Annotated in this window: 21 protein-coding genes and 1 tRNA gene; 17 read left to right on the forward strand and 5 right to left on the reverse strand. The window is 65.8% G+C overall.

All coding sequences use genetic code 11. The annotated features are described in order from the left end of the window. The first annotated feature begins 27 nt into the window (after nt 1-27). The 5 genes from NX773_RS15750 (at nt 28) to NX773_RS15770 (ending at nt 6,151) form a co-directional block, all read left to right on the forward strand. Nucleotides 28-1,173 carry a choice-of-anchor Q domain-containing protein gene (locus tag NX773_RS15750; RefSeq protein WP_258857271.1) on the forward strand — a complete coding sequence of 382 codons (1,146 nt, stop codon included), beginning with the start codon at nt 28-30 and terminating at the stop codon, nt 1,171-1,173. Nucleotides 1,174-1,406: 233 nt separating this feature from the next. Then, nucleotides 1,407-2,558, forward strand: a complete 1,152-nt coding sequence (locus NX773_RS15755) for a right-handed parallel beta-helix repeat-containing protein (RefSeq protein WP_258857272.1) — start codon at nt 1,407-1,409, stop codon at nt 2,556-2,558. Nucleotides 2,559-2,748: 190 nt separating this feature from the next. Further along, nucleotides 2,749-3,894, forward strand: a complete 1,146-nt coding sequence (locus NX773_RS15760) for a choice-of-anchor Q domain-containing protein (protein ID WP_258857271.1) — start codon at nt 2,749-2,751, stop codon at nt 3,892-3,894. A gap of 118 nt (nt 3,895-4,012) precedes the next feature. Next, entirely contained in the window at nt 4,013-4,537 is a 525-nt protein-coding gene (locus tag NX773_RS15765) for a hypothetical protein (RefSeq protein ID WP_258857273.1), read from the forward strand. 252 nt (nt 4,538-4,789) lie between these two features. Next, nucleotides 4,790-6,151: a choice-of-anchor Q domain-containing protein gene (locus NX773_RS15770; RefSeq protein ID WP_258857274.1), complete on the forward strand. Its 1,362-nt coding sequence runs from the start codon at nt 4,790-4,792 to the stop codon at nt 6,149-6,151. Between the two features lie 204 nt (nt 6,152-6,355). Here NX773_RS15770 and NX773_RS15775 read toward each other — a convergent pair whose 3' ends face one another. Further along, on the reverse strand, nt 6,356-7,030 hold the full coding sequence (locus NX773_RS15775; protein WP_258857275.1) for an SOS response-associated peptidase: 675 nt from the start codon (nt 7,028-7,030) through the stop codon (nt 6,356-6,358). A gap of 212 nt (nt 7,031-7,242) precedes the next feature. On the opposite strand from NX773_RS15775, the gene NX773_RS15780 reads away from it, so the two are divergent. Then, nucleotides 7,243-7,327: transfer RNA gene (locus NX773_RS15780), tRNA-Leu, on the forward strand. 68 nt (nt 7,328-7,395) lie between these two features. Next, nucleotides 7,396-8,316 (forward strand): hypothetical protein, encoded by a 921-nt coding sequence (locus NX773_RS15785; protein WP_258857276.1) that lies wholly within the window; start codon nt 7,396-7,398, stop codon nt 8,314-8,316. 23 nt (nt 8,317-8,339) lie between these two features. On the opposite strand, the gene NX773_RS15790 is transcribed toward NX773_RS15785, so the two are convergent. Both NX773_RS15790 and NX773_RS15795 read right to left on the reverse strand, forming a co-directional pair. Further along, nucleotides 8,340-8,627 carry a KTSC domain-containing protein gene (locus NX773_RS15790; protein WP_258857277.1) on the reverse strand — a complete coding sequence of 96 codons (288 nt, stop codon included), beginning with the start codon at nt 8,625-8,627 and terminating at the stop codon, nt 8,340-8,342. A 2-nt stretch (nt 8,628-8,629) separates the two neighbouring features. After that, nucleotides 8,630-9,424: a CPBP family intramembrane glutamic endopeptidase gene (locus NX773_RS15795; protein ID WP_258857278.1), complete on the reverse strand. Its 795-nt coding sequence runs from the start codon at nt 9,422-9,424 to the stop codon at nt 8,630-8,632. A 137-nt stretch (nt 9,425-9,561) separates the two neighbouring features. On the opposite strand from NX773_RS15795, the gene NX773_RS15800 reads away from it, so the two are divergent. The 10 genes from NX773_RS15800 to NX773_RS15845 all read left to right on the forward strand — a co-directional run bounded on the left by NX773_RS15800 (nt 9,562) and on the right by NX773_RS15845 (nt 21,049). After that, entirely contained in the window at nt 9,562-10,356 is a 795-nt protein-coding gene (locus tag NX773_RS15800) for a hypothetical protein (protein WP_258857279.1), read from the forward strand. A gap of 24 nt (nt 10,357-10,380) precedes the next feature. After that, nucleotides 10,381-12,612, forward strand: a complete 2,232-nt coding sequence (locus NX773_RS15805) for an acylase (RefSeq protein WP_258857280.1) — start codon at nt 10,381-10,383, stop codon at nt 12,610-12,612. A 148-nt stretch (nt 12,613-12,760) separates the two neighbouring features. Beyond that, complete coding sequence (locus NX773_RS15810) at nt 12,761-13,405, forward strand: PEP-CTERM sorting domain-containing protein (protein ID WP_258857281.1); 645 nt, start codon at nt 12,761-12,763, stop codon at nt 13,403-13,405. Nucleotides 13,406-13,496: 91 nt separating this feature from the next. Continuing rightward, entirely contained in the window at nt 13,497-14,057 is a 561-nt protein-coding gene (locus NX773_RS15815) for a thymidine kinase (RefSeq protein WP_258857282.1), read from the forward strand. Beyond that, on the forward strand, nt 14,054-14,620 hold the full coding sequence (locus NX773_RS15820; protein ID WP_258857283.1) for a M35 family metalloendopeptidase: 567 nt from the start codon (nt 14,054-14,056) through the stop codon (nt 14,618-14,620). The genes NX773_RS15815 and NX773_RS15820 overlap by 4 nt, the downstream gene beginning before the upstream one ends. Nucleotides 14,621-14,761: 141 nt before the next feature. Then, nucleotides 14,762-16,993, forward strand: coding sequence for a carboxy terminal-processing peptidase (locus NX773_RS15825; RefSeq protein WP_258857284.1), 2,232 nt, complete (start codon nt 14,762-14,764; stop codon nt 16,991-16,993). A 297-nt stretch (nt 16,994-17,290) separates the two neighbouring features. Continuing rightward, nucleotides 17,291-18,118: a PEP-CTERM sorting domain-containing protein gene (locus tag NX773_RS15830; RefSeq protein WP_258857285.1), complete on the forward strand. Its 828-nt coding sequence runs from the start codon at nt 17,291-17,293 to the stop codon at nt 18,116-18,118. Between the two features lie 136 nt (nt 18,119-18,254). After that, complete coding sequence (locus NX773_RS15835; RefSeq protein WP_258857286.1) at nt 18,255-19,445, forward strand: acyl-CoA dehydrogenase family protein; 1,191 nt, start codon at nt 18,255-18,257, stop codon at nt 19,443-19,445. 9 nt (nt 19,446-19,454) lie between these two features. Beyond that, nucleotides 19,455-20,600 (forward strand): acyl-CoA dehydrogenase family protein, encoded by a 1,146-nt coding sequence (locus NX773_RS15840; RefSeq protein ID WP_258857287.1) that lies wholly within the window; start codon nt 19,455-19,457, stop codon nt 20,598-20,600. Next, nucleotides 20,597-21,049, forward strand: coding sequence for a MaoC family dehydratase (locus NX773_RS15845; protein WP_258857288.1), 453 nt, complete (start codon nt 20,597-20,599; stop codon nt 21,047-21,049). Before NX773_RS15840 ends, NX773_RS15845 begins: the two co-directional genes overlap by 4 nt. On the opposite strand, the gene NX773_RS15850 is transcribed toward NX773_RS15845, so the two are convergent. Both NX773_RS15850 and NX773_RS15855 read right to left on the reverse strand, forming a co-directional pair. Further along, the gene (locus tag NX773_RS15850; RefSeq protein ID WP_258857289.1) at nt 21,046-21,966 is read right to left on the reverse strand and encodes a diguanylate cyclase domain-containing protein; all 921 of its coding nucleotides are present in this window, start codon (nt 21,964-21,966) and stop codon (nt 21,046-21,048) included. The genes NX773_RS15845 and NX773_RS15850 overlap by 4 nt on opposite strands. Beyond that, nucleotides 21,963-26,414 carry a PAS domain-containing protein gene (locus tag NX773_RS15855; RefSeq protein WP_258857290.1) on the reverse strand — a complete coding sequence of 1,484 codons (4,452 nt, stop codon included), beginning with the start codon at nt 26,412-26,414 and terminating at the stop codon, nt 21,963-21,965. The genes NX773_RS15850 and NX773_RS15855 overlap by 4 nt, the downstream gene beginning before the upstream one ends. Nucleotides 26,415-26,571: the final 157 nt, after the last annotated feature.

Genomic DNA, 26,571 nt, shown 5'->3' on the forward strand with positions numbered 1-26,571 from the left:
CACTTGTTGAGGTAAGGAACCTTCCCAATGCAAAAACTTGGAAACATTGCTAAGGCTGTTCGTATCAATGCTCTGCTGTGCGCCAGCGCCGCTGTCCTGCTGGGCGCCACCGGGGCAGCCTCTGCCGCAACGATCCCGGCCACGACCTATAACTACTACGTGTCCCCGACCGGCAGCGACAGCGCCGCAGGTACGAAGACCGCGCCGTTCAAGACGCTGGCGCGCGCAGCCCAGGTTGCGACCAAGCCGAGCACGACCGTGTGGGTCGCCGCGGGCACCTACACCGGCGGGTTCAAGACCACCGCCAGCGGCACCTCGTCCGCCCGCATCTACTGGGTCTCGACCACCAAGTGGGGCGCGAAGATCGTCCCGGGTTCGACCGCCAACGTGTGGGACAACCGCGGCAGCTACGTGAGCATCGTCGGCTTCGACATCGACGGCAGCACCAAGCCGGCGGTCACGCACGGCATCTACACCGGCGGTTCGTACAGCCAGATCGTCGAGAACCACGTGCACCACATCGCCAAGAGCGCGACCTGCACCAGCGCCGGCGGCTCGGCCATCGGCGTGGACAGCTACTACGGTGGCGTGTGGAACGACGTGATCAGCAACACCGTCAATGACATCGGCCCGGCCGGCTGCAAGTACATCCAGGGCATCTACGTGTCCACCTCGGGCAGCGTCAAGAACAACCTGGTGTACCGCGTGGGCGAAGCGGCGATTCACCTGTGGCACGACGCCAACCACGTGACCATCACCAACAACACGGTGACCACCTCGCACTACGGCATCATCGTCGGCGGCGGCGACTTCTACCACACCAGCGCCGGCGACAACTACACCGTGGTCAACAGCAACATCGTGTACGACAACACCTACGGCATCTCGGAGCAGGGCGTGACCGGCACCAGCAACAGCTACAGCAACAACCTGGTGTATCAGAACAGCGGCTTCAACATTTCGCTGAAGAACGGCCTGACCGCCAAGAACACGGTGTCGTCGAACCCGCTGTTCGTGGCCTACTCGCGCACCGCGACCACGCCGAACTTCCACCTGACCTCGAGCTCGCCGGCGATCGCGCGCGGCACCTCGGTTGGCGCGTACCCGACCGATATCGAAGGCAAACCGCGTAACTCGACCACGGGTTACGACATCGGCGCCTACCAGCACTGATCAGCCTAGGCTGAGCCAAGGGCCCGCATGCAGCGATGCATGCGGGCTTTTTTGTGCCTGGTGGAAGCTGACGATTCCGCAAAACAATTGCCCAGAGAGACCATCGTTTCCCGGTCGGAAAACTTGGGTATGTGTTTGATACTTCGGCAAAATTTTTTCGAAAAAACATTGAACTCAGGAAGTTTCCAGCACTCAAACGAGCTCATCAACTGTTGAGTTAAGGAAGTATCCTGATGCAAAAAACTGGAACCATCGCCAAAGCCCTCCGTGTCAACGCGCTGCTGTGCGCAAGCGCTGCCGTCCTGATGGGCGCCGCCGGCTCCGCATCGGCAACGGTGTATCCGATCCCGGCCACCACCTATAACTACTACGTCGCGCCGACCGGCAGCGACAGCGCGTCCGGCAGCAAGAGCGCGCCGTTCCGCACGCTGGCGCGCGCGGCACAGGTCGCAACCAAGCCGGGCACCACGGTCTGGGTCGCGCCCGGCACCTACACCGGCGGCTTCAAGACCACCGCCAACGGCACCTCCAGCGCCCGCATCTACTGGGTCTCGACGACCAAGTGGGGCGCGAAGATCGTGCCGGGCAGCACCGCCAACGTGTGGGACAACCGTGGCAGCTACGTGAGCATCGTCGGCTTTGACATCGACGGCAGCACCAAGCCTGCGGTGACCCACGGCATCTACATGGGCGGCTCGTACGACCATGTGGTGAACAACCACGTGCACCACATCGCCAAGAGCGCCACCTGCACCAGCGCCGGCGGCTCGGCGATCGGCGTGGACAGCTACTACAAGGGCGTCTGGAACGATGTGGTCGGCAACACCGTCAACGACATCGGCCCGGCCGGCTGCAAGTACATCCAGGGCATCTACGTGTCCACCTCGGGCACGGTGAAGGACAACCTGGTGTACCGCGTGGGCGAGGCGGCGATCCACCTCTGGCACGACGCCAACCACGTGAAGATCATCAACAACACGGTGACGTCTTCGCACTACGGCATCATCGTCGGCGGCGGCAACTTCTACAACAGCAGCACCGGCGACGACTACACGATCGTGAACAACAACATCGTGTACGACAACACCTACGGCATCTCGGAGCAGGGCGTGACCGGCACGCACAACAGCTACAGCAACAACCTGCTCTACCAGAACAGCGGCTACAACATCTCGCTCAAGAACGGCCTGACCGCCAAGGGCACCGTGTCGTCGAACCCGCTGTTCGTGGGCTACTCGCGCACCGCGGCCACGCCCAACTACCACCTGACCTCGAGCTCGCCGGCGATCGGGCGCGGCACTTCGGTGGGCATCAACCCGACCGACATCGAGGACAAGCCGCGTAACGCGACCACCGGCTACGACATCGGCGCTTACCAGCACTGATCGAGCAGGTTCGCTGAAGGCCCGGAGTCCGCGTGCAGCGATGCATGCGGGCTTTTTTGTCTTTTGCCGTGCGGAAAAGGAGTTTACGTCCTTGATACGGCGGGGAAATTTTTTGGAGAAAACGTTGAACTTGGGAAGTTTCCAGCCCTCAAAGGTACTCATTCACTTGTTGAGGTAAGGAACCTTCCCAATGCAAAAACTTGGAAACATTGCTAAGGCTGTTCGTATCAATGCTCTGCTGTGCGCCAGCGCCGCTGTCCTGCTGGGCGCCACCGGGGCAGCCTCTGCCGCAACGATCCCGGCCACGACCTATAACTACTACGTGTCCCCGACCGGCAGCGACAGCGCCGCAGGTACGAAGACCGCGCCGTTCAAGACGCTGGCGCGCGCAGCCCAGGTTGCGACCAAGCCGAGCACGACCGTGTGGGTCGCCGCGGGCACCTACACCGGCGGGTTCAAGACCACCGCCAGCGGCACCTCGTCCGCCCGCATCTACTGGGTCTCGACCACCAAGTGGGGCGCGAAGATCGTCCCGGGTTCGACCGCCAACGTGTGGGACAACCGCGGCAGCTACGTGAGCATCGTCGGCTTCGACATCGACGGCAGCACCAAGCCGGCGGTCACGCACGGCATCTACACCGGCGGTTCGTACAGCCAGATCGTCGAGAACCACGTGCACCACATCGCCAAGAGCGCGACCTGCACCAGCGCCGGCGGCTCGGCCATCGGCGTGGACAGCTACTACGGTGGCGTGTGGAACGACGTGATCAGCAACACCGTCAATGACATCGGCCCGGCCGGCTGCAAGTACATCCAGGGCATCTACGTGTCCACCTCGGGCAGCGTCAAGAACAACCTGGTGTACCGCGTGGGCGAAGCGGCGATTCACCTGTGGCACGACGCCAACCACGTGACCATCACCAACAACACGGTGACCACCTCGCACTACGGCATCATCGTCGGCGGCGGCGACTTCTACCACACCAGCGCCGGCGACAACTACACCGTGGTCAACAGCAACATCGTGTACGACAACACCTACGGCATCTCGGAGCAGGGCGTGACCGGCACCAGCAACAGCTACAGCAACAACCTGGTGTATCAGAACAGCGGCTTCAACATTTCGCTGAAGAACGGCCTGACCGCCAAGAACACGGTGTCGTCGAACCCGCTGTTCGTGGCCTACTCGCGCACCGCGACCACGCCGAACTTCCACCTGACCTCGAGCTCGCCGGCCATCGCGCGCGGCACCTCGGTGGGTGCGTACCCGACCGATATCGAGGGCAAACCGCGTAACTCGACCACGGGTTACGACATCGGCGCCTACCAGCACTAAGCGGCCGCGCAGGCCCGCGTGCAATGATGCATGCGGGCTTTTTCTTCCGACGATGGAACTTGCCAGCCTCTGGCGCGTCCAACGTTGCTTTTGCACTCTTGAGGTAAGGAATCGCCCGATGAAGAAACTCAAGCATTTCGCCACGAACGTTCGCGCCAACGCCATCCTGTGTGCCGGCCTTGCCGTCTTGCTGACGGCTTGCGGCGGCGGCAACGTTGATGGCGGGCTGGGCCAGAACACCCAGTTGGCCGCCACCGCGGTGGACAGCGCCCAGCCACAAGCGGCCGGCGCCCCAGCCGCTGCGGCGCCGGATGCGGCAGCGCTTCCAGCGGAGCAGGCGCAGGTGCCCGATGCGAACGTCGCCGGCGGCGCTGCGCCCGCGGTCGCACCCGGTTATCCGGGCGGCAATGGCGCCGGCACCGGCCAGGCCGCGGCCGCCAAGGCGAATCCTTTCGAGATGTCGGGCTACGGCCAACCGGCCGACAGCACGGCGGCGGGCAGCGCCGAGGGCACCAGCGGCACCCAGGGCGCGACCGCCAGCGCATCGCCCGACCTGAGGGCCGCTGCGGCTGCCAGCCCGGCAGCACCGCTGAGCCCGGATATCGATCCCGTCCCCCCGGAAGCCGGTTCGACCATGTTCTGACGCGCGCCGCGCCGTCCTTGAGGCGGCGCCCGCGACAGCCCGCATGCAGCGATGCATGCGGGCTTTTTTTCGTCCCGCATTCTCGTGCCGACCTCAGGCGTCCCCTTGCCCGGCGAACTCATCCTTTGCCCTGTAGAAAAGTTGTTTATGTCCTTGATACTACAAGGAAATTTTTTCTCAAATTCATTGAACTCAGGCAGTTTCCTACGCTCAAAGCTTACTCATTTACTGTTGAGCTAAGGAATTCTTAGGATGAACAAAATCGTCACTCTTGCATCGAACGCCCGCCTGAACGCACTGCTGTCCGCCAGCATTGCCGCCCTCGTGGTGTCGATTGCACCAGCGCACGCACAGGCCGCCACCGCGACCACCGCCAGCGTCACGGCCGCGGCCACTCCTGAAGACCAGATCACCCAACTGTACCAGTCGCTGCTTAACCGCTCGCCTGACGCGGGCGGCCTGGCCTACTGGACCTCGGTGCTGAACGCCGGCGTTCCCATCGACGTGATTGCCTCGTACCTGAAGAGCAGCGACGAATACCAGGCGCTGCACGCGGGCGACACTACCGGCGGCATCCCGGCCACCACCTACAACTACTACGTAGCGCCGACCGGCAGCGACAGCGCCGCCGGCACCAAGGCCGCGCCGTTCAAGACGCTGGCGCGCGCCGCCCAGGTCGCCACCAAGCCGAGCACGACCGTCTGGGTGGCCCCGGGCACCTACACCGGCGGCATCAAGACCACCGCCAGCGGCACCGCGACCGGCCGCATCTACTGGGTCTCGACCACCAAGTGGGGCGCCAGGGTCGTCCCGGGCTCGACCTCCAACGTCTGGGACAACCGCGGCAGCTACGTCAACATCATCGGCTTTGACATCGACGGCAGCACCAAGCCTTCGGTGACGCATGGCGTGTACACCGGCGGCTCAAACACCGTCATCCAGGGCAACCACGTGCACCACATCGCCAAGAGCGCGACCTGCACCAGTGGCGGCGGTTCGGCCATCGGCGTGGACAGCTACTACGGCGGCGTGCTCAATGACGTGATCGGCAACACCGTCAACGACATCGGCCCGGCCGGCTGCAAGTACATCCAGGGCATCTACGTGTCCACCTCGGGCAACGTCAAGAACAACCTGGTGTACCGCGTGGGCGAAGCGGCGATCCACCTGTGGCACGACGCCAATCACGTCAACATCGTCAACAACACCGTGACCTCTTCGCACTACGGCATCATCGTGGGCGGCGGCGACTTCTACCACACCAGTGCGGGCGACAACTACACGGTGGTGAACAACAACATCGTGTACGACAACACCTACGGCATCTCGGAGCAGGGCGTCACGGGCAAGAACAACAGCTACAGCAACAACCTGCTGTTCCAGAACAGTGGCTACAACATCTCGCTCAAGAATGGCCTGACCGCCAAGAACACCGTGTCGTCGAACCCGCTGTTCGTCGCCTACTCGAAGACCGCCACCACGCCGGACTACCACCTGGCAGCCGGCTCGCCGGCAATCGGCCGCGGCACCTCGGTTGGCGCGCTGCCGAACGACATCGACGGCAAACCGCGTAATGCCACCACCGGCTACGACATCGGCGCGTACCAGCACTGATCGGACATCGGAAGGCGTTCCCGCCAGGAGGGCGGGACGCGCAAGGCCCGCATGCGTTAACGCCTGCGGGCCTTTTTGTTCGTGATGCGTCGGCGCGATGACCGGCTCGACGCGTGGGCAGGAAACCTGGCCACCCTACGAACAGCTGCAAACCGTAGGGTGGGCGGGTTTCCCGCCCACGCGTTCAACTGACGCTTGCAATTTCTATTCGTCGCCCAAGGGCAGCACAACCTGCGGCCCTTCCGCACCCGCGCGGTTCATTTCCTTGCTCACCTTATGCCACTCGAAGGCTTCGGAGGGCAGGGCGGTGCGCCGCGCCAGCTCGATCGCCTGCTCCGGGGAGAGAGCCGGGTCGAGCCACAGCTTTGCATCCTCTGCGTTGAGGACGACCGGCTTGCGGTCATGGATGTCGAGCATGCCGGCGGCCGCATCGTCGGTGACGAGCACGAAGCCCGCCTCGGCGCGGTTCTCCTCGAACGGGCCGAAATTGGCGAGCGCCAGCATGTAGAGGGGAGCATGGTCCTTGCGGTGGATGTGCCAGGGCTGCTTCTTGCCCTTTTCGCCGGTCCACTCGTACCAGCCTTCGGCCGCCACCACCGCGCGGCCGTTTTTGAGCAGGCCGCGCCAGTAGCGGTTGGTCAGCTTCTCCATGCGCGCGTTGATACAGATGGGCACCTTGCCCTCTGCCCACCTCGCGCGATAGCTCCAGAACACGTCGTCCACGCGCGGCTGCCCGTCCTGGATGTGCATCAGCGGCCGGTAGGTGCCCGGGCAGACGTTGTAGGCCGGAGTGGCTTCGCTGTCATAGACGGCATCGGTCCAGCCGAACACGCTGGCGTAGTAACGGGCCGTCTGGCTTTGGTCGAATCGTCCACACATGCTGGCATGGTACAGCAAACCGACGCGGCGCCACCGCAGCCGTCCACCACGCTTGCCTTTTTGCTTCTTCTCGGTGCCCTTGCTATGCTAGAATCTCGCGCGCTTGCCGGCGGTGAACTATCGCTATGCCGGCCAGATCTGAGTGTGCTCAGTCCTGTTCGCGTGTGCACCGCTCAGTCGTGTGAAACATGGCTGGGCGCTGCTTCCCCAAGGCCCGGGTGATGAAATTGGTAGACATACCGGACTTAAAATCCGGAGCCGAAAGGCGTGCGGGTTCGACCCCCGCTCCGGGCACCATGTCATGCGGCATCTCGACCGCTCACCGAACCGTACAAGCATTGTGCTGATTGCTGACAAGGTTCGTCATGAGCAAAAGTATCGCCTTCTTGAAGTTCAAGGTCCTGCTGGAACGCGAGATTCGCTCGTTTTGGCATATCTTGGCGTCACTGGAATATGCCGAGCGCTGGCTGCAATCGCATGGCGCGCTGCGGCTTGCCTCATCGCCTGGCGATAATCGCTATCCGTTTCGAGCAATTAATATCACTCCCGACGAGTTCGTCTCGGAGCAGAATGCGGTTCGGTCGCACTTGCTCGAAAATACCTTGGTGAGCTTCGTCACCACTTTCGAATGCTTTCTTGCTGAGTTGCTGGAAAGGGTGCTGTACCTGAACCCTTCGCTCCTTGCAGACTCCGACGTCCCATTCCAGGCCCGGCAGCTTTGCCTCGTGGTTGGCACTACCGACATGCGTCGTTGGCTTGCCGCCCAAATGACGGACAAATATCTGCGTAACAAAACGCACAAAGAAATGATCTCCAGGCTCGACACCCTTTGCAAAGCGGGTGTGTCCGGCGCCTTATCGAGCGAGATCGACGAGTGGACCAAGTGGTCGCTCGTACGAAACAGCATCGTTCACACGTCGCGCCAGGTGACGGAGGAACTGTCAAAAGCGTGGCCCCAGCGGTTTCCGACTGCGCGCGGTGGGCTTGACTTGACGAACGAAGAACTCGCCAGGGTGCACCACCTCGCCATCAAAATTGCCCAGGCGATCGATGTCCGAGCCGTTCAGACGCGCATCGGAAAACATGATGAACTGTTGCTGGCGAGGGAGTTGTTCGTCCAAAACGGCATGGCAGAACCGAGTGCGCTCGTCGCGGCGCTGAGCCACGTCGGTCGAGTACAGGTATCAAAGAAGGACGTGGAAAGAATGCTGGCGGCCCATAAGAAAGGTAACTTGTCGGATTCCTGGCAATTGTCAGTCCGTGACCTCAAGGATTTGGTCGGTTGACCGAGGTCGTGCGACGTCCTGCACTAGTGGCTGCCGTCGTTGCCGTCGCCCGGCGTCTTGAAAAGATCGTTGAGCGCGTCCAGGTTGCCCTTCGGCCGCACGTTGCTGCGCCGCCCAGCGTACTCTTCCTCGATATTGTCCCGGTAGTAGCTCCACGCCGCGCCCGAAGTGGACAGCTTGCGCCACACCTCTTCCCCGACGCCGGAATAGTCGATCGCGGTCCCGTCGTCGAGCTCCACGCGCAGGACGCGCTCGCGCCTGTCGTAGCCGATGGCCCGCAGCTTGCCTGCATTGATCCGCTTCATTTCCATCGTTAGCTCCCCAATGCTTGCCGGCGCACCGCCGGCTGCCCAACCATGCGCGCCACCAGCACCACAGCGGCCAGCATCATCAGGTGCGCCGCCATGGAGACGAACGGACCGTTGCCGTTACCGTCGACTGAGCCCACCTGGTCCATGAACTGTCCGGCAAAGTTCCAGCCCCAGTGCAGCCCGATCGCGGGCCACAGGCTCCTGCTGTAGTAGAGCGCCGCCGCATACGCCAGCCCAAAGCAGAATAGCATCAGCCATTCGACCGGCCCGTTCGACAGCCGGTAAATATGATTCAGCACGTACACCAGCGCCGAGGCAGCGATGAACTCGGGGCGCTGTCCAAGCGAGGGCAGCGCGCGCATGAGGAAGCCGCGGGTGACGATATCCTCCGCAACCGAAGGAACGAAGGTGAACGGCAGCATGCCGAGCGCAGCCAGCAGCCACGCCTGCCCATCCTTGTCTGTGGCGAACCGCACCTCGTACACCCCCAGCGCGCTGCCCGCCGCGAGTGCACCCAACTTGGCCAGCACCGCCAGCGCAAAGCACGCCGCCAGCAGCATCGCCCAGCCGGTCGAGCGCTGCATGTACCACGCATCCAGCCCGCGCCACCCCAGCGCCCGCCCGCACAGCCATGCGACGGGCAGGAACAGCAGCATCAGCGTGGCCGCGACCGGCATGCTGTGCAGGATGCGCGCGCCCAGCCCCTCGGGCAACTGGTAGGCGATGAACAGGACAGCGAAGACGGCGAGCAGCCGTATTGACGACGGTGCGCTCGTGGGGTGGGATATCGATGGCATGGTGGCGTCATTACAAAAAAGCGCAGCGTAGGCGAAGATGGTCAAGCAGTCAACACGGCCTTTGGCTCGGCCGTCGATTGGTGTAGCATGCTGAGCGGCGCCCGAGCGTGGGCGCGACGCTCTGCCCAGGACAAGAATTGAACATCGCCATACATAACGAACTGCGTTCCTTCGTCGACCCGCTGACCGAAATCGAATACGCCGCGTTGGAAAAGAGCCTGCTGGCCGAGGGCTGTCGCGACGCGCTCGTGCTGTGGAACGATGTGCTCATCGATGGCCACAATCGCTACGCCATCTGCCAGAAGCACGGCATCCCCTTCAGGACCGTCCAGAACGACAGCTTCGGCTCCATCGACGACGTGAAGCTGTGGATGATCGATAACCACCTCGCGCGGCGCAGCGTGTCCGACTTCCAGCGCGGCCTGCTGGCGATCCGCAAGAAGCAGATCGTCGCTGCCCGCAAAGCCCAGCGCGCGTCCGAGTCGCCGCCGGAAAGCGAGGGCGCCGAACAGGAAGACACCTCGCCGCCATGGAACACGCGCGAGGACATCGCGCGCGCCGCACGGGTCTCGCCCAACACCATCAGCCAGATTGAACGCATCGAGAAAATGGCCGCGCCGCAGCTGGTCGAGGCGATCCGCAGGGGCGACATCTCGATCAACGCGGCGGCTACCGTCGCTCAGCTGCCGGAACCGGCACAGGTGGCAGCTGCTGCCGGCGGTCGCAAGCAATTGCAGGAAGCGGCGCGCCAGGTGCGCGAGCAGCGTGCCGCCAGCCGGCCGCGCAAGGAAGGCGACGACGGCGAGCCGGTCGATACGGCCGCGCGCATGCGCGCCGAGATCGCCGCGCTCAAGGACCGCGTGGCGACCCTGCTGACCGAGAACGAAGTACTCAAGCAGCGACTGGCCGCACTGGGCGGCGAGAGCGCATAACAACACCAACGAAAGGGACACTCCATGCTCACCTCCCGCCTCATCGCTACCGCCATCGCCGGTTGCGCCGCGCTCGGCGCGGCGCCGCTGTCCTTCGCTGCCGACACCGCGCCTGCCGTCGTCGCCAGCAAGTCGCCGTACAGCGCCGCCGAGATCGCGCGCTGGAAGAAGACTGCGGGCCGCGTGACGATCATGCGCGACAAGTGGGGTATCCCGCACATCTTCGGCAAGACCGATGCGGACGCCGTGTTCGGCATGCTGTACGCGCAGGCGGAGGACGACTTCAACCGGGTCGAGCTCAATTACGTCAACGCACTCGGGCGCATGGCGGAGGTGGAAGGCGAAAAGGCGATCTGGAGCGACCTGCGCATGAAGATGTACATCTCGCCCGCCGACCTGAAGGCGCGCTATGCGCAAAGCCCCGAATGGCTGAAGAAGCTGATGAACGGCTTTGCGGACGGCCTGAACTTCTACCTGTACTCGCACCCGGACGTGAAGCCCAAGCTGCTGACCCGCTTTGAGCCGTGGATGGCGCTGGCTTTCAGCGAAGGCAGCATCGGTGGCGACGTCGAATCGATCGACCTCAAGCAGCTCGAAAGCCTGTACGGCAAGCGCAAGGACGTGACGCTGGCCAGCCTGGACAAGGGCTTCGACGAGGAGCCGAAGGGCTCCAACGGGTTTGCCATTGCGCCAAAGCTGTCGGCGAGCGGCCACGCGCTCCTGCTGATCAACCCGCACACCTCGTTCTACTTCCGGCCCGAGATTCACGTGGTGAGCGAAGATGGCCTGAACGCATACGGCGCGGTCACCTGGGGCCAGTTCTTCGTCTACCAGGGCTTCAACGACAAGGCCGGCTGGATGCACACCTCTGGCGGCGGCGACGTGATCGACGAATACCTTGAAACGATCGTCGAAAAAGACGGCAAGATGTTCTATCAATACGACGGCAAGCTGCGCCCGATGAAGGCGGTGCCGGTCACGCTGCCGTACAAGACCGCCAGCGGCGGCACGGCCAGCAAAACCGTCACGGCCTACTTCACGCACCACGGCCCGGTGGTGCGCGCGCAGGACGGCAAGTGGGTCGCGGTGCGCATGATGTTCGAGCCGATGAAGGCGCTCGAGCAGTCCTACCTGCGCACCAAGGCCAAGGACTACAACGCGTTCTACAAGGTCATGCAGCTGCGGACCAACTCGTCGAACAATACTGTTTACGCGGACGGGGACGGCAACATCGCCTACTTCCACGGTAACTTCGTGCCCCGGCGCGATCCGAAGTTCGACTGGACCAAGCCTGTCGACGGCAGCACCGCCGCCACCGAATGGCATGGCCTGCACGAGGTGAAGGAGACCATCAACCTGTTCAATCCGCAGAGCGGATACGTCATGAACACCAATAACTGGCCGTTCACCGCTGCCGGCGCCAACAGCCCGCGCGAGAAGGACTACCCGGCCTACATGTGGTCGCTGCCGGAAAACGCACGAGGCATCCACGCGGTGCGCGTGCTGCGGGATGCGAAGGACCTGACCCTCGACGGCCTGATCGCCAAAGCCTACGACAGCTACCTGCCGGCGTTCGAGCCGCTGGTGCCAGCCGTGCTGAAGGACTACGAGGCGCTGCCCGCGAGCGACGCGCGCAAGGCGAAGCTGGCAGCGCAAATCGATGCGCTGCGCGGCTGGGACCTGCGCTGGTCGGCGCAATCGGTGCCGACCGCGCTGGCCGTGTACTGGGGCCAGGACATGGTGAAGCACGCGGCGCCCCGTTCGCGCGCGCAGAACGTGCCGGTGGTGGACTTCATCCAGACCAGCTTGAACGCCGACGAGCGCCTGGACGCGCTGGTGCGCGCCTCCGACAAGCTGGCCGCGGACTTCGGCAGCTGGCAGACCCCGTGGGGCGAGATCAACCGCTTCCAGCGCCTGTCGGGCGACGTGGACCAGCGCTACGACGACAGCAAGCCGAGCATCCCGGTGCCGTTCACGTCGGCCACCTGGGGTTCGCTGGCCTCGTTCGGCATGACCGCCAAGCAGGACACCAGGCGCATCTACGGCGACCGTGGCAACAGCTTCGTCGCGGTGGTGGAATTCGGCCCGCGCGTGCATGCCAAGAGCGTGCTGGCGGGCGGCGAGAGCGGCGATCCCAAGTCGCCGCACTTCAATGACCAGGGCGAGATGTACAGCCGCGGCCAGTTCAAGGACGTGCTGTTCTACAAGGAAGACATCGAGAAAAATCTCGAACGCAAGTACCACCCGGGCGCCTGACCCGCGCTGTCGCTCCGTTTTTTCTGCCGTCCGTTTTATTCAGCGCAAGGTGTCGGCAGAACCGGAGTATTCCGGTCGCACTCCTTGTTTGTTTGTTATCTACTCGACGGCAGCTGCTGTCATTTGGAACAGCAGACAAGGAGAAATCATGCGTTCACGCGTCTTGTGCACCCGGCCGCTGGTCGTGGCGTTGCTGCTCGGCAGTGCCGCCATGGCCCGGGCCGACATTGTCACCTACACCGACCGCGCGGCCTTCCTGGCGGCGGTCAGCAATCCTGGCACCGACACCTTCGACGACCTGGCGCCGCTCAAGGCCTACACCAACCTGGACCGGCAGGCCGGGGCCTACAGCTACTCCGCGATCGGCAGCGCCGGCGTGCTCTACGGCGCGGGCACCGCGGGCGATCCGTGGCTGTCCACCAACTGGGCCGATGCCACCATCACTTTTTCCAATTTCTCGGCCGGCGTCAACGCACTGGGTGGCCAGTTCTTCGGCACCGACCTGTGGGGCAAGTACACGCCCAACACCACGGTCACGCTGGTGGCCAACGACGGCGCCATCGTCCAGTACACCATCGCCGACACCACCACCGACAGCTTCGTTGGCTTCGTGTCGAGCGCGCCTTTGTTGTCCGTGACGCTCAAGAACGGTTCCGGCGAGCAGTTCTGGCCCACCGCCAATAACCTGGTGCTGGCCATGGCGGCGCCCGTGCCCGAGCCGGCGCAGGCCGCGATGCTGCTGTGCGCGTTGCCGCTGTTTGGCCTCGCGGCCCGGCGACGGTTGCGCTGCTGAACGCCTCGGCCCGGTCCTCGCCCCGTCTGGCGCGGCAATATTTCTGCTTGTTATAATCGCCCGCATTGCAATTGGGGCGTGGAGCAGGGCAGTGGCAAAACTCTATTTCAGGTATTCGGCAATGAACGCGGGCAAATCCACGTCCTTGCTGCAGGTGGCGCACAACTACGAGGAGCAGGGACAGCAGGTCAAGCTCTACACCGCCGCAATCGACGACCGTTACGGCGTCGGCCTGATCACATCGCGCCTGGGGCCGCAGCGCCAGGTGGACGTGTTCGACCCGAACACCAACTTCCTGGAAGCTACCCCCAAGGTCGGCTGCGTGCTGGTGGATGAGGCCCAGTTCCTGTCCACCGTCCAGGTCCAGCAACTGCACCAGGTGGCGCAAGTGCGCGGCATCCCGGTCATCTGCTACGGGCTGCGCAGCGACTTTCGGGGTGATCCCTTCCCCGGTTCGGCCTACCTGCTCGCGCTGGCCGACGACATCGAGGAAATCAAGAACATCTGCACCTGCGGCAAGAAGGCGACCATGAACGTGCGCGTGGACGCCGAAGGGCGCCGCATCAAGGAAGGCGAGCAGGTCAGCATCGGCGGCAACGAAAGTTACCGTCAGGCCTGCGGGCGCTGCTTCTACACGGGCCTGCACACTTGACAGCCTGGCTCGCGCACGGCTGCGGCGCGCTTGCGCCCGCGTGGCTGTGTGCGCATGGCGACCTGCTGCTGTACCTGCTGCCCTCGGCCGCGCTGGCCTTCCTGATCTGGATCTTCTCCAGCGCCCATCCGATTTTCTTCATCTTTACCGCCGCCGGCACCCTGTGCCACGAACTGGCCCACTTCGGCGTGGGGCTGCTGGTGGGCGCCGAGCCGTCCAACCTGACGGTGATCCCGCGCCGCGCCGGCCGTAACTGGGAGCTGGGCTCGGTCACCTTCCTCAACCTGCGCTGGTACAACGCCGCCCCGAGCGCGCTGGCGCCGCTCCTGGTGCTGCTGGTGCCGCTGGCGGTCGCGGCCTGGCGCACCGAGCCGGGCTGGCACTTCCAGCCGCTCGACCTGGCACTGGCCTGGCTGCTGGCGCCCCAGTTCCTGTCGTTCTGGCCATCGCCGACCGACTGGCGGCTGGCGGCGCGCTCCTGGCCCTGGCTGGTGGTGCTGCCGCTGCTCGGGCTGTTGCTCTTCTATTATCGGGCGCCGCTGTTTCAAATTGTAAAAACCTGAAGCGCCGGCTTAGGCGAGCCTTAAGCTCGGGGCACGAAATCGCACAACCCGGCTCTGCGCCACGCGGCTATCCTGTAGAATTGGCCGCAAGCGCCGGTTCGGCCGGCGACTTCCACCGAATTACGCTCGGAGAGATCAAGAATGAAGAAGCATGTGTTGACGGCAATACTGGCAGTCGCCATGTCGGCCCACGTGGTCACGGCACAGCCCGAGAAGGTCGCCGTCACCCCGCTCAAGCCGTCGGCCGAGCAGGCGCAGGCCGCGCTCTGGGCTTCGCGCGTGATGGCGCGCTACCACTACAAGGCGCTCCCGCTGGACGACGCAATGTCGGAGAAGATCTTCGACAACTACCTCAAGTGGCTCGACAGCGACAGGCTGTATTTCACCCAAGCCGACCTGAACCAGTTCGCGCCGATGCGCACCAAGCTCGACGACGCGATCAACAACGAAAACCTGACGCTGCCGTTCCAGATCTACAACGTGTACCAGCAGCGCTTCAACGAGCGCATGGCCTACGCGCGCGAGCTCATCAAGGGCAAATTCGACTTCACCGCCGACGAGTCGATGCAGCTGGACCGCGAAAAGGCCCCCTGGGCCAAGAGCGAGGACGAGGTGCGCGACCTGTGGCGCAAGCGGGTCAAGAATGACTGGCTGCGCCTGAAGCTGGCCGGCAAGGACGACAAGGCGATTCGCGAAACGCTGGACAAGCGCTACGAGAACTACCAGAACCGCCTCAAGAAGCTCAACAGCGAAGACGTGTTCCAGATGTTCATGAACGCGTACGCCACCGCCATCGAGCCGCACACCAACTACCTGGGCCCGCGCTCGGCCGAGAACTTCGACATCGCCATGCGCCTGTCGCTGGAAGGCATCGGCGCGGTGCTGCAATCGCGTGACGACTACACCGTGATCCGCGAGATCGTGCCGGGCGGCCCGGCTGCCATCTCGGGCAAGCTCAAGGTGGGCGACCGCATCGTCGGCGTGGCACAGGGCGAAAAGGGTGGCTTCACCGACGTGCTCGGCTGGCGCATCGACGACGTGGTGCAACTGGTGCGCGGCGAAAAGGATTCGCTGGTGCGGCTGGACGTGATCCCGGCCGACGCCGGGCCGGACGGCAAGCACGTGACCGTCTCGCTGGTGCGCAAGAAGATCAACATGGAAGAGCAATCGGCCAAGAAGTCGGTCATCAAGGTCAAGGAAGGGGGCGTGGAGCGCCGCATCGGCGTGATCTCGCTGCCGACCTTCTACCTCGACTTCGAGGCGCGCCGCCGCGGCGACAAGGACTTCAAGAGCGCCACCCGCGACGTTCAGCGCATCCTTACCGAGTTCAAGAAGGAAAAAGTGGACAACGTGCTGGTGGACTTGCGCAACAACGGCGGCGGTTCGCTGATCGAGGCGGTGGAGCTCACCGGCCTGTTCATCGACAAGGGCCCGGTGGTGCAGCAGCGCACCGCAGAAGGTCGCGTTGACGTCGAGAGCGACACCAACGCGGGCCTGGCCTGGGACGGCCCGATGGGCGTGCTGATCAACCGCGGCTCGGCCTCGGCGTCGGAAATCTTCGCCGCCGCCATCCAGGACTACGGCCGCGGCATCGTCATCGGCGAGCCGAGCTTCGGCAAGGGCACCGTGCAAACGCTGATCAACCTCGACCGCTTCGCACCGACCGACAAGGTGCACTACGGCGAGCTGAAAATGACGATCGCCCAGTTCTTCCGCATCAATGGTGGCACGACCCAGCTGCGCGGCGTAACGCCGGACATCAAGCTGCCGGTGACGGCGGACGTGGACAATTTTGGCGAATCGTCCTACGACAACGCGCTGCCGTGGGTGCAGATCAAGCCGGCCAACTTTGCGCCAGCAGGCGACCTGAAGGACCTCGTGGCCCCGCTGCAAAAGCGTCACGAGGCGCGCGTGGCCAAGGACAAGGACTTCGTGTACCTGCAGGAAGACATCGCCGAGGCCGTCAAGCTGCGCAAGGACAACCTGATCTCGCTGAACGAGGCGGTGCGCCGCAAGGAACGCGACGCCCAGGAAGCCAAGGCGAGCCAGCGCGAAGCCCGCCTTGCCGGCAAGGCGGCCGATGAGTCCAGTCCGGCCGCCAAGGAAGCGCGCAACAGCGGCAAGACGCCGCTGCCGTCCAAGCCGACCAAGACAATGATCGCCAGCCGCGGCCAGGACGACGGTCTGCAGGCCGACGAGCGCAACCTGCAAGCCGAGCTGGCTGCCGAAAAGGCCGCCAAGAACGCCAAGGACGTGCTGCTGCAGGAGGCCGCGCACATCCTGGCCGACGAGTCGGTCATGCTCAAGACAGATACCCGCATGGCCTCGCGCGCGATGCCGTATCTGCCGTCTACCCGGGTGAGCGGAAACTAAGCCGCAGTCCCGCCTGCCGGCACGGTGCAACAGGAAGGCTCTTCGGAGCCTTCTTTTTTTTGCCTGTACGTTCGCGCAAGGCGCACCGCGAGCGACCTTTTCGTCTTGTGTTGTAAATACGTTGAATTGTTCATGCGCCATCATCCTTTCCGGTGGAACGTGCCTCCTCTTTTCCGGCAGGAAATACCGAGCCCGTGCTGGCAAGCTCATCCAATTGAAAATTGCCTTTTTTTTAGCTGTGCTACGATCAATCTGCCGTTGTAAAAAACACAAACTTGCACAGTTAAAGGAGCAATCATGTTAATTCGTCAGTTCATCGTGGCGGCGTTGGCGGCAAGCGCGTGTGCCGCACACGCGGACGTCATCCCATCGACAGGAAGTGCGGGCTCGACTGCGCAGGGCGGCTTCCTGTCGAGCTGGACCGGTGCCAATGGCGCCAACATCCTCAGCTCGGGCGTCCTGTCCGGCAATGTCAGCCTGATCGGCGGCATCTCGTACGATGCCGCCTCAAAGGCGAGCGCCAGCCAGGGCACGGCAACCCTGGCGGACGTCCTGTACGGCAAGGCGAGCGCCAGCATCGGGCAAAGTGCGGACGGCCAGACCAAGCTCTACTACCAGCAGGGCATTGACGGCATGTACCTGGTCGGCGCTGGACACGGCATCCTGGCCGCCATGCTCGGGCCGGGAGTGTCGGTCGTGGGCTCCAGCGACGGCGTGATCATCAGTAACGCCAAGGCCGGTGGTGGCGCGGCCGTCAGCTCGGGTGGTGGCGGCGGACCGTCCGGTGGCGGCGCCGGTGGTGGTGGCGCGGGCGCCGGCGGTGGAAGCTCGGGCGCAGGCGCAGGCGCAGGTGGCGGCGGCCAGGGCGGTGGTGCCGGCAACGGCGGCACCACTGGCGGCTCGCCTGGCGCAACGGTGGATCACTTGGCCGGCGGCGGGATCACCGTGACCCTGCCGGTCCCGGCCCAGGTTCCCCCGGTCGCCGACGTGCCGCCTCCGTTTGGCGGCAACCCACAGGGCGACGACGGTGGCCAGGTCGCCGAGGTGCCGGAACCGTCCAGCATTGCGCTGGTGTTCGCGGGCCTGCTCGGCGCTGGCGGGCTGGCACGCCGCCGCAAGCGTTGAACGGCTGACGATGGAGGGATGGGCGCCCGCGCGCCCATCCATTCCTGTGCCGGATTGATATCCGCGCATCATTTTCAGGTACAATCCCTTGTGAACGACCGTGCTTTTTTAGGGGCGGCGATAACAAGGAGACATCATGGACCTGGACTACACGGAAGAGGACCGCGCGTTTCGCGACCAGGTCCGCGCCTTCCTCGCTGAACATCTTCCCGCCGACCTGCAGCACAAAGTGCGCAGCCATTTGCGTCTGTCCCGGGACGACATCGTCCGCTGGCACAAGATCCTGTACAAGCAGGGATGGGTCGCGCCGGGCTGGCCGCGCGAATACGGCGGGCCGGGCTGGACCCCGGTGCAGCGCCACATCTTTGAAGAGGAGTGCGCCGCCGCCGGCACCCCGCCGGTGATGCCGTTCGGCGTGAACATGGTCGCGCCGGTGATCATGGCGTTCGGCTCGCAGGCGCAGAAGGACTACTACCTGCCGCGCATCCTGTCGTGCGAGGACTGGTGGTGCCAGGGCTATTCCGAGCCCGGCTCCGGTTCCGACCTTGCCTCGCTCAAGACCAGCGCGGTGCGCGACGGCGACCATTACATCGTCAACGGCCAGAAGACCTGGACCACGCTGGCCCAGCACGCCGACATGATTTTCTGCCTGGTGCGTACCGACCCCAATGTGCGCAAGCAGGAGGGGATCTCGTTCCTGCTGATCGACATGCGCTCGCCCGGTGTCACGGTGCGCCCGATCATCATGCTCGACGAAGACCACGAGGTGAACGAAGTCTTCTTCGACAACGTCCGCGTCCCGGTGGCCAACCTGGTCGGCCAGGAGAACAAGGGCTGGACCTACGCCAAATACCTGCTCGGGCACGAGCGCACCGGCATCGCCGCCGTCGGCCGCTCCAAGCGCGAGCTGGCCTTCCTCAAGCGCCTGGCCGCGCGCGAACAGAAGAACGGCAGGCCGCTGATCGAAGACCCGCTGTTCGCCGCCAGGCTGGCCGCGCTCGAGATCGAGCTGATGGCGCTCGAGATGACCGTGCTGCGCGTGCTCGCCAAGGCCGACCGCGCGCCCGGCCCCGAGGCGTCCGTGCTCAAGGTGCGCGGCACCGACATCCAGCAGATGCTGACCGAGTTGATGGTCGAGGCGGCCGGGCCGATGGCGCTGCCGTTCGATCCGGCCTATCTGGAAGGCGAGGCGGCGCACAGCGTGGCCGGCGACGACGAGGCTGCCCCGCTCGCGTCCTATTACTTCAATTACCGCAAGACCTCGATCTACGGCGGTTCCAACGAGATTCAACGCAACATCATCTCCCAGATGATCCTGGGGCTGTGAGGGAATAACATGGACTTCGACTTCAAGGAAGAACAGCTCCAGTTTGCGGACGCGCTCAAGCGCTGGATTGGACGCGACTACGGCTTCGAGGCGCGCCGCGCAATCGTGCAATCGGAGCAGGGCACGTCCGACGCCGCGTGGAGCACCCTGGCCGAGCTGGGCATGACGGCGCTGCCGGTGCCGGCCGCGCAGGGCGGCTTTGACGGCAATGCGCTGGACATGTTCGTGGTGATGCGCGAACTTGGCCGCGGCCTGGTGGTGGAGCCGTATTTCGCGACCGTGCTGGGCGCGCAGTTCCTCAAGCTCGGCGGCGGAAACGAGGCGCTGCTCGAGCGGATTGCCGCCGGCGAGCTGAAGCTGGCCTGCGCGCTTGGCGAGCGCCAGTCGCGCCACGACATGGCCGACATCGCGACCACCGCAAGGCGCGAGGGCGACGGCTACGTGATCGATGGCGAAAAGAAGGTGGTCATCCACGGCGCGCACGCCGGGGTGCTGGTGGTCTCCGCCCGCACCGGCGGCGGGCAGCGCGACCGCGACGACATTTCGCTGTTCGTGGTGCCGGCCGATGCAGCGGGCGTGCAGGTCAGCGGCTACCGTACGCTGGACGGCCTGCGCGCTGCCGACGTGCGCTTTAGCGCGGTGAGGCTGCCTGCAACCTCGCTCATCGGCGTTGCCGGCCAGGGTTGGGACATCCTCGACGCGGCCCTCGACTACGGCGCCGGCCTGCTGTGCGCCGAGGCGCTCGGCGCGATGGAAGCGCTGTTCGACGCCACGCTTGACTACCTCAAGACGCGCCAGCAGTTCGGCGTCCCGATCGGCAAATTCCAGGCGCTGCAGCACCGCATGGCCGACATGTTCATCCACCTGGAGCAGGCGCGCTCGATGGCGCTGCTGGCCGCCGTCAAGCTGGACGCGCCGGACGCGGGCGAGCGCCGCCGCGCCGTCTCCGCCGCCAAATACCGTATCGGGCAGGCTGCGCGCTTCGTCGGCCAGCAGGCGGTGCAACTGCATGGCGGCATGGGCGTGACCGACGAACTGCCGGCCTCGCACTACTTCAAGCGGCTGTCGATGATCGAGCTCACGCTCGGCGACACCGACCACCACCTGGCGCGCTTCATCGCGCAGCCCGGCTTTGCGCAAGGGGCCGCGGCATGAGCAAGCACTGGTATTTCGAGGACTTTTATCCCGGCCAGGAGATCGACCTGGGCAAGCGCACCGTGGCTGAAGAGGAGATCATCGCGTTCGCGCGCGAATTCGATCCGCAGCCCTTCCACATCGACCGCGAGGCAGCCGCGCACTCCATCTACGGCGGCGTGATCGCCAGCGGCTGGCACACCTGCAGCATGATGATGCGCATGGTGGTCGATGGGCTGATGTGCAGCGCGTCGAGCATGGGCTCGCCGGGACTGGACGGCGTGCGCTGGCTCCAGCCGGTGCGCGCGGGAGACACGCTGGCCGTGCGCTACCTGACCGTCAAGGTCAAGCCGTCGAACTCCAGGCCGGACCGCGGCGTGGTCTGGTCGAAGTGGGTCGCCACCAACCAGCGCGGCGAGGAGGTCTGCATCATCGAGGGCATGGGCATGTTCGGGCGGCGCCCGGCTTAATCGGCGCCCGTCCGGTAGCAGTTGCGGCCGGCCGCCTTGGCGTCGTACAGCCCGGCGTCGGCCGCCTGCACCAGTTCCACCGCGGAGCTGTGCTGGCCTGGCACCACGCTGGCGATGCCCATGCTTACCGTCAGGCGGCCCGGCGGGGGCGCGGCTTCGTGCGGGATCGCCATCGCTTCCAGTTCGGCCAGCAGCTTGAGCGCCACCCGCTCCGCACCCTGCGCGCTCACCTGTGGCAGCAGCACCGCGAATTCTTCCCCGCCGTAGCGCGCCACCAGGTCCTGCGGGCGGCCGGCCGCAAGACGCATCGCCTTCGCGGCCAGTTTCAGGCTCGCGTCGCCGGCCTGGTGGCCGTAGTGGTCGTTGTACAGCTTGAAATGGTCGATATCCACCAGGATCAGCGACATCGGCTGGCGCGCGCGGGCGCAGCGCCGCCATTCGGTGTCCAGCCGCTCGTCGAACGCGCGGCGGTTGGCCACCCCGGTCAGGCCGTCGGTCAGCGACAGCGCGCGCAGCGCGTCGGCCTGGCGCTTGACGGTGAGCTGGGTCCGCACGCGGGCGCGCACCACGGCCGCGTTGACCGGCTTGGTGATGAAGTCGGCCGCGCCGGCGGCCAGCGCCCGCGTTTCGTCCTCCGGGCTCTTGAGCGCGGTGATGAAGATGACCGGGATGTCGCGCGTCTCGGCCGCCTGGCGCAGCTCGGCGCACACGGCGTAGCCATCCTTCCCGGGCATCATCGCATCGAGCAGGATCAGGTCGGGAAGCTGTGCGCGCGCAATCTCGAGCGCTTTGTCGCCCGACAGCGCGAACAACACCTCGTGCTCGTCCTGCAGCGCGCCGTACAGGATCTGGACGTTTTCCATCGCGTCGTCCACCACCAGGATGCGCCCGTTCACGGCCAAATCGGTCCAGCTCATGCTTGTATCTTCCCGTTCAATATATCCTGGAGCAGCGCCGCCGCGACGTCGAAACGCAGGGTGCCGATGGCGTCGGCGAGCGCGTCGCCGGACTTGGCATCGAGCAGGCCCGCCAGCGCCGGACGCAGCGCGTCGAACTGCGCCATCGCCTTCAGGTTGTTATTGTGTAGCAGATCGAGCAGTCCGATCAAATCCTCGCGCTGGGCGCACGTGGCCGCCGGCACACCCGGCTCGGCGCCGGCGCCCGCGGCGTCGATCTCGCGCGATGCGTCCAGCACGACCGACAGCGCGGCGTCCAGGCGCGCCAGGCGCAGTGCGAGCGCGGCCTCGTCGGCGCTGCGCAGCGCCTGTTCGAAGTCGAGCGCCAGCGCCGCCACCTCGTTGGCGCCGAGGTTGGCCGCCACGCCGCGCAGGCGGTGCGCCAGCTGCTGCGCTCCCTTGCGGTCGCCGCTGCGCAGCAGTTCGCGCACCTCGTCCAGGGTGCGCCCCTGCGAGCTCTCGAAGCGGCGGAACACGGCCGCGAAGTTGGCAAACGCGCCGCCGAAGCGCGGCAGCGTCGCCTTCAGGTCGATGCCGGGGATGCTCGGCGGGGCAGGCCAGGCGGCTGGCGCCGCCGCGTCCGCCGCGCCGCCGGCCGCGCGCCCGGCCACCGCCAGTAGCGTTTCGACCAGCACGTCCACCTCGATCGGCTTGGCCAGGTGGGCGTCCATGCCCGCCGCCAGCGCGCGGCGGCGGTCTTCTTCCATCGCGTTGGCGGTCATGGCGATGATCGGCAGCCGGTCCAGCCCCATCGCGCGGATCGCGCCGGTCGCGTCGTAGCCGTTCATGACCGGCATCTGCAGGTCCATCAGCACGGCATCGTACTGCACGCTGCGCTCGGACAGCATCGACAGCGCCATCTGGCCGTTTTCCGCGATGTCCACCGAGGCGCCGGCGTGCACCAATGCGTAGTTCGCCACTTCCTGGTTGATCACGTTGTCCTCGACCAGCAGCACGCGCAGGCCGGCCAGGCGTCCCGCGAGCGGGATCGGGCGCGCCGGGGCGGGCGCGGCGCCGCTGCACAGCTCCGCCACGGTCTCGAGCAGCGCGCGCCGGGTGAACGGCTTGGCCAGCAGCGCGTCCACGTGCAGGTCGTCCGCCAGCGCGGCCAGGCGCTCGCGCTCGGGGTCGGCCGCCGCCAGCGCGCAGCGCGGCAGCCGGATCGACTGGTCCGAGCGGGCGTAGGCCAGCACGCTGGCGCCGTCCAGGTCGGGCATGGCGCTGTCGAGGAAGGCCAGGTCATAGCGGCGCCCGGCGCGCAGCAGGGCCAGCGCGGCGGCGCCGCCGTCCGCGCGATCGACCTGCCAGCCGAACGCCTCGCAGGCGCCGGCCAGCGCCGCCAGCGCGCTCGGGTTGTCGTCCGCCACCAGCACCGCCTGGGCGGCGTCGGGGCAGGGTAGCGCCGCCGTGTGGGGCGCGAGCGGGAAGGCAAGCTCGAAACTGAAGGTGGCGCCAAGGCCCGGTGCGCTGTCCACGCGCAGCTGGCCGCCCATCAGTTCCACCAGTCGACGGCAGATCGCCAGGCCCAGGCCGGCGCCGCCGTACTTGCGGCTGATCGAGCTGTCGGCCTGCGAGAACGCCTCGAACATGCGCTCCTGCTGGTCGGGCGCGATGCCGATGCCGGTGTCGCGCACCGAGAACGCCAGCCGCACCGTGCCCGCGTCAAAGCCGGCAGCGCGCACCGCGAGCACCACCTCGCCCTTGTCGGTGAACTTGATCGCGTTGGCGGCCAGGTTCAGCAGCACCTGGCCCAGCCGCACCTGGTCGCCCACCAGCGAGCGCGGCACGGCGCCGTCCACGTCGAACACCGGCTCGACCCCCTTGGCCCAGGCGTTGGACGCGGCCACCGCCGCCACCGTGGCCAGCACGTCGTCCAGCAGGAACGGCTGGCGTTCCAGCACCAGCTGGCCCGCTTCGACCTTGGAAAAGTCGAGCACGTCCGACAGCATCCCCAGCAGCGACTTGGCCGCCAGCTGCATGCGCTCGACGTAGCCGCGCTCGCGCCGGCCCAGCGGCGCTTCCTCCAGCAGGCGCGCCAGGCCCATGATCGCGTTCATCGGGGTGCGGATCTCATGGCTCATGTTGGCCAGGAACTGGCCCTTGGCGCTGCTGGCATGCTCGGCCTCGCGCAGCGCCTGCACCAGCCGGCCCTGGGTGCGCTTCAGTTCGGTCACGTCGGTGTACAGCACGTAGAAGCCGCGCACCGTGCCTTGCTCGTCGAAGTCGGGAATGTAGTTGCCCCACGCGTGGACCAGTTCACCCGAGCGCATATGCAGCTGGCGCTCGAAGCTTTGCGCCCGGCCCGCCAGCACCGCATGGATATGCTCGTTCACCTGGTCCAGCTGGTCGACCGCGATCAGGGCCTGGACGCGTTCGCCGAACACCTGTTCTTCGCTGCGTCCCAGCCATTGCAGATAGGGGCGGTTGGCGAACCGGCAGCGCAGGTCCGCGTCCCAGTAGCCGACCATGCCCGGCAGGTGGTCGGTGACGGTGCGGATGAAGCGCTCGTTGCGCGCCAGCCGTTCGCTGGTGGCGCGCAGCGCCGTCTCGGCCGCCACGCGCGAGCTGATGTCGCGCATCGTCCCCTGCATCATGCCCTTGCCGCCGATGTCCACGCTGGTGAGCACCACGTCGGCGTGGAAGGTGCTGCCGTCGCGCCGCCGGTACTGCCACTCGAAATGCGCGCCGCCGGTGTCCATCACCTGCCGCATGTACTGGCGCATCAGCTCCTCGGAAAGGCGGCCGTCCGGCTGGCATTGCGGCGACACGCTCGCCGGCGACAGCGCAAGCAGTTCGTCGATCTCGTCGAAGCCGAACAGGGCGGCGGCGGCGCGGTTGGCGCTGACGAAGCCCGCGCCGTAGGCGAGCAGCGTGTGGGCGTCGCCCGAGCCTTCGTACAGCGCGCGAAACAGCTCTTCGTTGTCGCGGTTGCGCTGCTCCTGCAGCTTGCGCTCGGTGATGTCCAGCACCACGGCGTTGATGCCGACGATTTCGCGGTCCGGGCCGAACACCGGGTAATAGCTGGCCAGCCAGTGGCGCATCACGCCGGGCGCCGCCGGCACCCCGCCCACGCTCTCCAGGTCCACCATCGGCCGGCCGGACTCCAGCACGCGCCGGTAGTCCAGCTCCAACTGTTCGCCGACCGGTCCCAGCACCTCGGGCAGCGTGCGGCCGATGTGCTCGGACGCGGGGACCGCGTTGATCGCGGCGAGGTAGTCGTTGATCATCACGAAGCGCAGCTCGCGGTCCATGAAGCACAGGCCTACGGGCGCCGACGCGTACACGGTTTCGAGCAGGGCGGTGGAGCGTTCCAGTTCGGCGGTGCGCTCGTTGACCAGCGTCGCCAGCCCGCGCCGGTAGCGCGCCAGCTTGCGGTCCACCTGGCGCAGCGCGTCGGCCACCGCGTCGGCCTCGGCGATCGCCATCTTGGGGATCACCACCGCCTCGCCGCGCCCGAGCGCCTGCGCCGGTCCGATCAGCGCACGCACCGAGCGCGCGATCGAGCCGCCAATCAGCCATGCCAGCCCCAGGCTCACCGCCAGCAGCGCCGCCACGCCGGTCAGGATCGCGCCGTGCGGGTGCCCCAGCATCAGCGGCGCGGCGTCGCGCGGCACGGTCACTGCGACCGTCCAGCGGTGCTCGCGCGAGCGGGCGAACGCGGCGAATTCGGCGTCCGCGTCCTTGCCCAGCGGTGCGATGCCGATGTCGCGGCGTGCCAGCGCCTGCGCCACCGCGGCCGGCAGCGGTGTGCCCTGGGTCGCGGTCAGGTCGGCGTTGCTTGCCACCAGCCGCTGCTGGTTGTCGAACACCTGGGCCATCCACTGGTCCGGCAGGTGCTGGCTGGCCAGCAGGTCGGCCACCGGCTTCGGGCGCATCTGCACCGACAGCGCGTACACCACCTTGCCTTCGCGCCAGACCGGCACGATGATCGACAGCACCTGGGTCGGGTCCGGGCCCGGCGTGCGCAACCCGGTTGCGACCGATTCGCCGGTGGCGAATACGCGCTTGACCTCGGCCCGTGCGCCGCTCGGCGGAATTTTGCTGCCGTAGGCAAAGCGCGTGTTGAGGATTTCGCGTCCTTCGGCGTCCGCCAGCGCAAACGCGTGTGCCGGGAATTCGGGGCGCAACAGGTTGCGCGCGTTGGCGTGGAATTCGGCCAGCCGGCCGTGCGAGAGCAGGTACGAATTGGCCAGCACACGCGCGGCCGTCTCGCTGCTGGCGAGCTCGCGGTCCACCGCGGCCACCAGCGCCTGTGCGACCGTCTGCGCATCCTGCGCGACGTGCTCGCGCTCGCGCCGGCCGGCGTCGCGCGCGAACGCAATATAGCCAATCAGGATGGGCAGGGCGCACGCAAGGATGAGCGTGAACAGCTTCGACCGGATCGAAGGAAGACGTTGGCGACGGAACAACAAGAAAAACCTCGGGGATGCGCACAGCAAGGCGGGTTGCCTCATGGTAACAAACTGCCGCTTTACCGCCTAGCGCGGGGCCGTTCGCGCGCGCCGGGCGTGGATGCGGCACAACAGAGTGTGACATCTGGCGCGGGCAAGGCGGATTTTCTGCACA

Source organism: Massilia solisilvae, assembly GCF_024753215.1.
Taxonomy (GTDB): domain Bacteria; phylum Pseudomonadota; class Gammaproteobacteria; order Burkholderiales; family Burkholderiaceae_D; genus Telluria; species Telluria solisilvae.

Excerpts from the sequence above, each read along its gene's own strand:
- NX773_RS15750 (WP_258857271.1), top strand. The coding sequence starts at position 28 with ATGCAAAAACTTGGAAACATTGCTAAGGCTGTTCGTATCAATGCTCTG.
- NX773_RS15755 (WP_258857272.1), top strand. The coding sequence starts at position 1,407 with ATGCAAAAAACTGGAACCATCGCCAAAGCCCTCCGTGTCAACGCGCTG.
- NX773_RS15760 (WP_258857271.1), top strand. The coding sequence starts at position 2,749 with ATGCAAAAACTTGGAAACATTGCTAAGGCTGTTCGTATCAATGCTCTG.
- NX773_RS15765 (WP_258857273.1), top strand. The coding sequence starts at position 4,013 with ATGAAGAAACTCAAGCATTTCGCCACGAACGTTCGCGCCAACGCCATC.
- NX773_RS15770 (WP_258857274.1), top strand. The coding sequence starts at position 4,790 with ATGAACAAAATCGTCACTCTTGCATCGAACGCCCGCCTGAACGCACTG.
- NX773_RS15775 (WP_258857275.1), bottom strand. The coding sequence starts at position 7,030 with ATGTGTGGACGATTCGACCAAAGCCAGACGGCCCGTTACTACGCCAGC.
- NX773_RS15785 (WP_258857276.1), top strand. The coding sequence starts at position 7,396 with ATGAGCAAAAGTATCGCCTTCTTGAAGTTCAAGGTCCTGCTGGAACGC.
- NX773_RS15790 (WP_258857277.1), bottom strand. The coding sequence starts at position 8,627 with ATGGAAATGAAGCGGATCAATGCAGGCAAGCTGCGGGCCATCGGCTAC.
- NX773_RS15795 (WP_258857278.1), bottom strand. The coding sequence starts at position 9,424 with ATGCCATCGATATCCCACCCCACGAGCGCACCGTCGTCAATACGGCTG.
- NX773_RS15805 (WP_258857280.1), top strand. The coding sequence starts at position 10,381 with ATGCTCACCTCCCGCCTCATCGCTACCGCCATCGCCGGTTGCGCCGCG.
- NX773_RS15810 (WP_258857281.1), top strand. The coding sequence starts at position 12,761 with ATGCGTTCACGCGTCTTGTGCACCCGGCCGCTGGTCGTGGCGTTGCTG.
- NX773_RS15825 (WP_258857284.1), top strand. The coding sequence starts at position 14,762 with ATGAAGAAGCATGTGTTGACGGCAATACTGGCAGTCGCCATGTCGGCC.
- NX773_RS15830 (WP_258857285.1), top strand. The coding sequence starts at position 17,291 with ATGTTAATTCGTCAGTTCATCGTGGCGGCGTTGGCGGCAAGCGCGTGT.
- NX773_RS15835 (WP_258857286.1), top strand. The coding sequence starts at position 18,255 with ATGGACCTGGACTACACGGAAGAGGACCGCGCGTTTCGCGACCAGGTC.
- NX773_RS15840 (WP_258857287.1), top strand. The coding sequence starts at position 19,455 with ATGGACTTCGACTTCAAGGAAGAACAGCTCCAGTTTGCGGACGCGCTC.
- NX773_RS15845 (WP_258857288.1), top strand. The coding sequence starts at position 20,597 with ATGAGCAAGCACTGGTATTTCGAGGACTTTTATCCCGGCCAGGAGATC.
- NX773_RS15850 (WP_258857289.1), bottom strand. The coding sequence starts at position 21,966 with ATGAGCTGGACCGATTTGGCCGTGAACGGGCGCATCCTGGTGGTGGAC.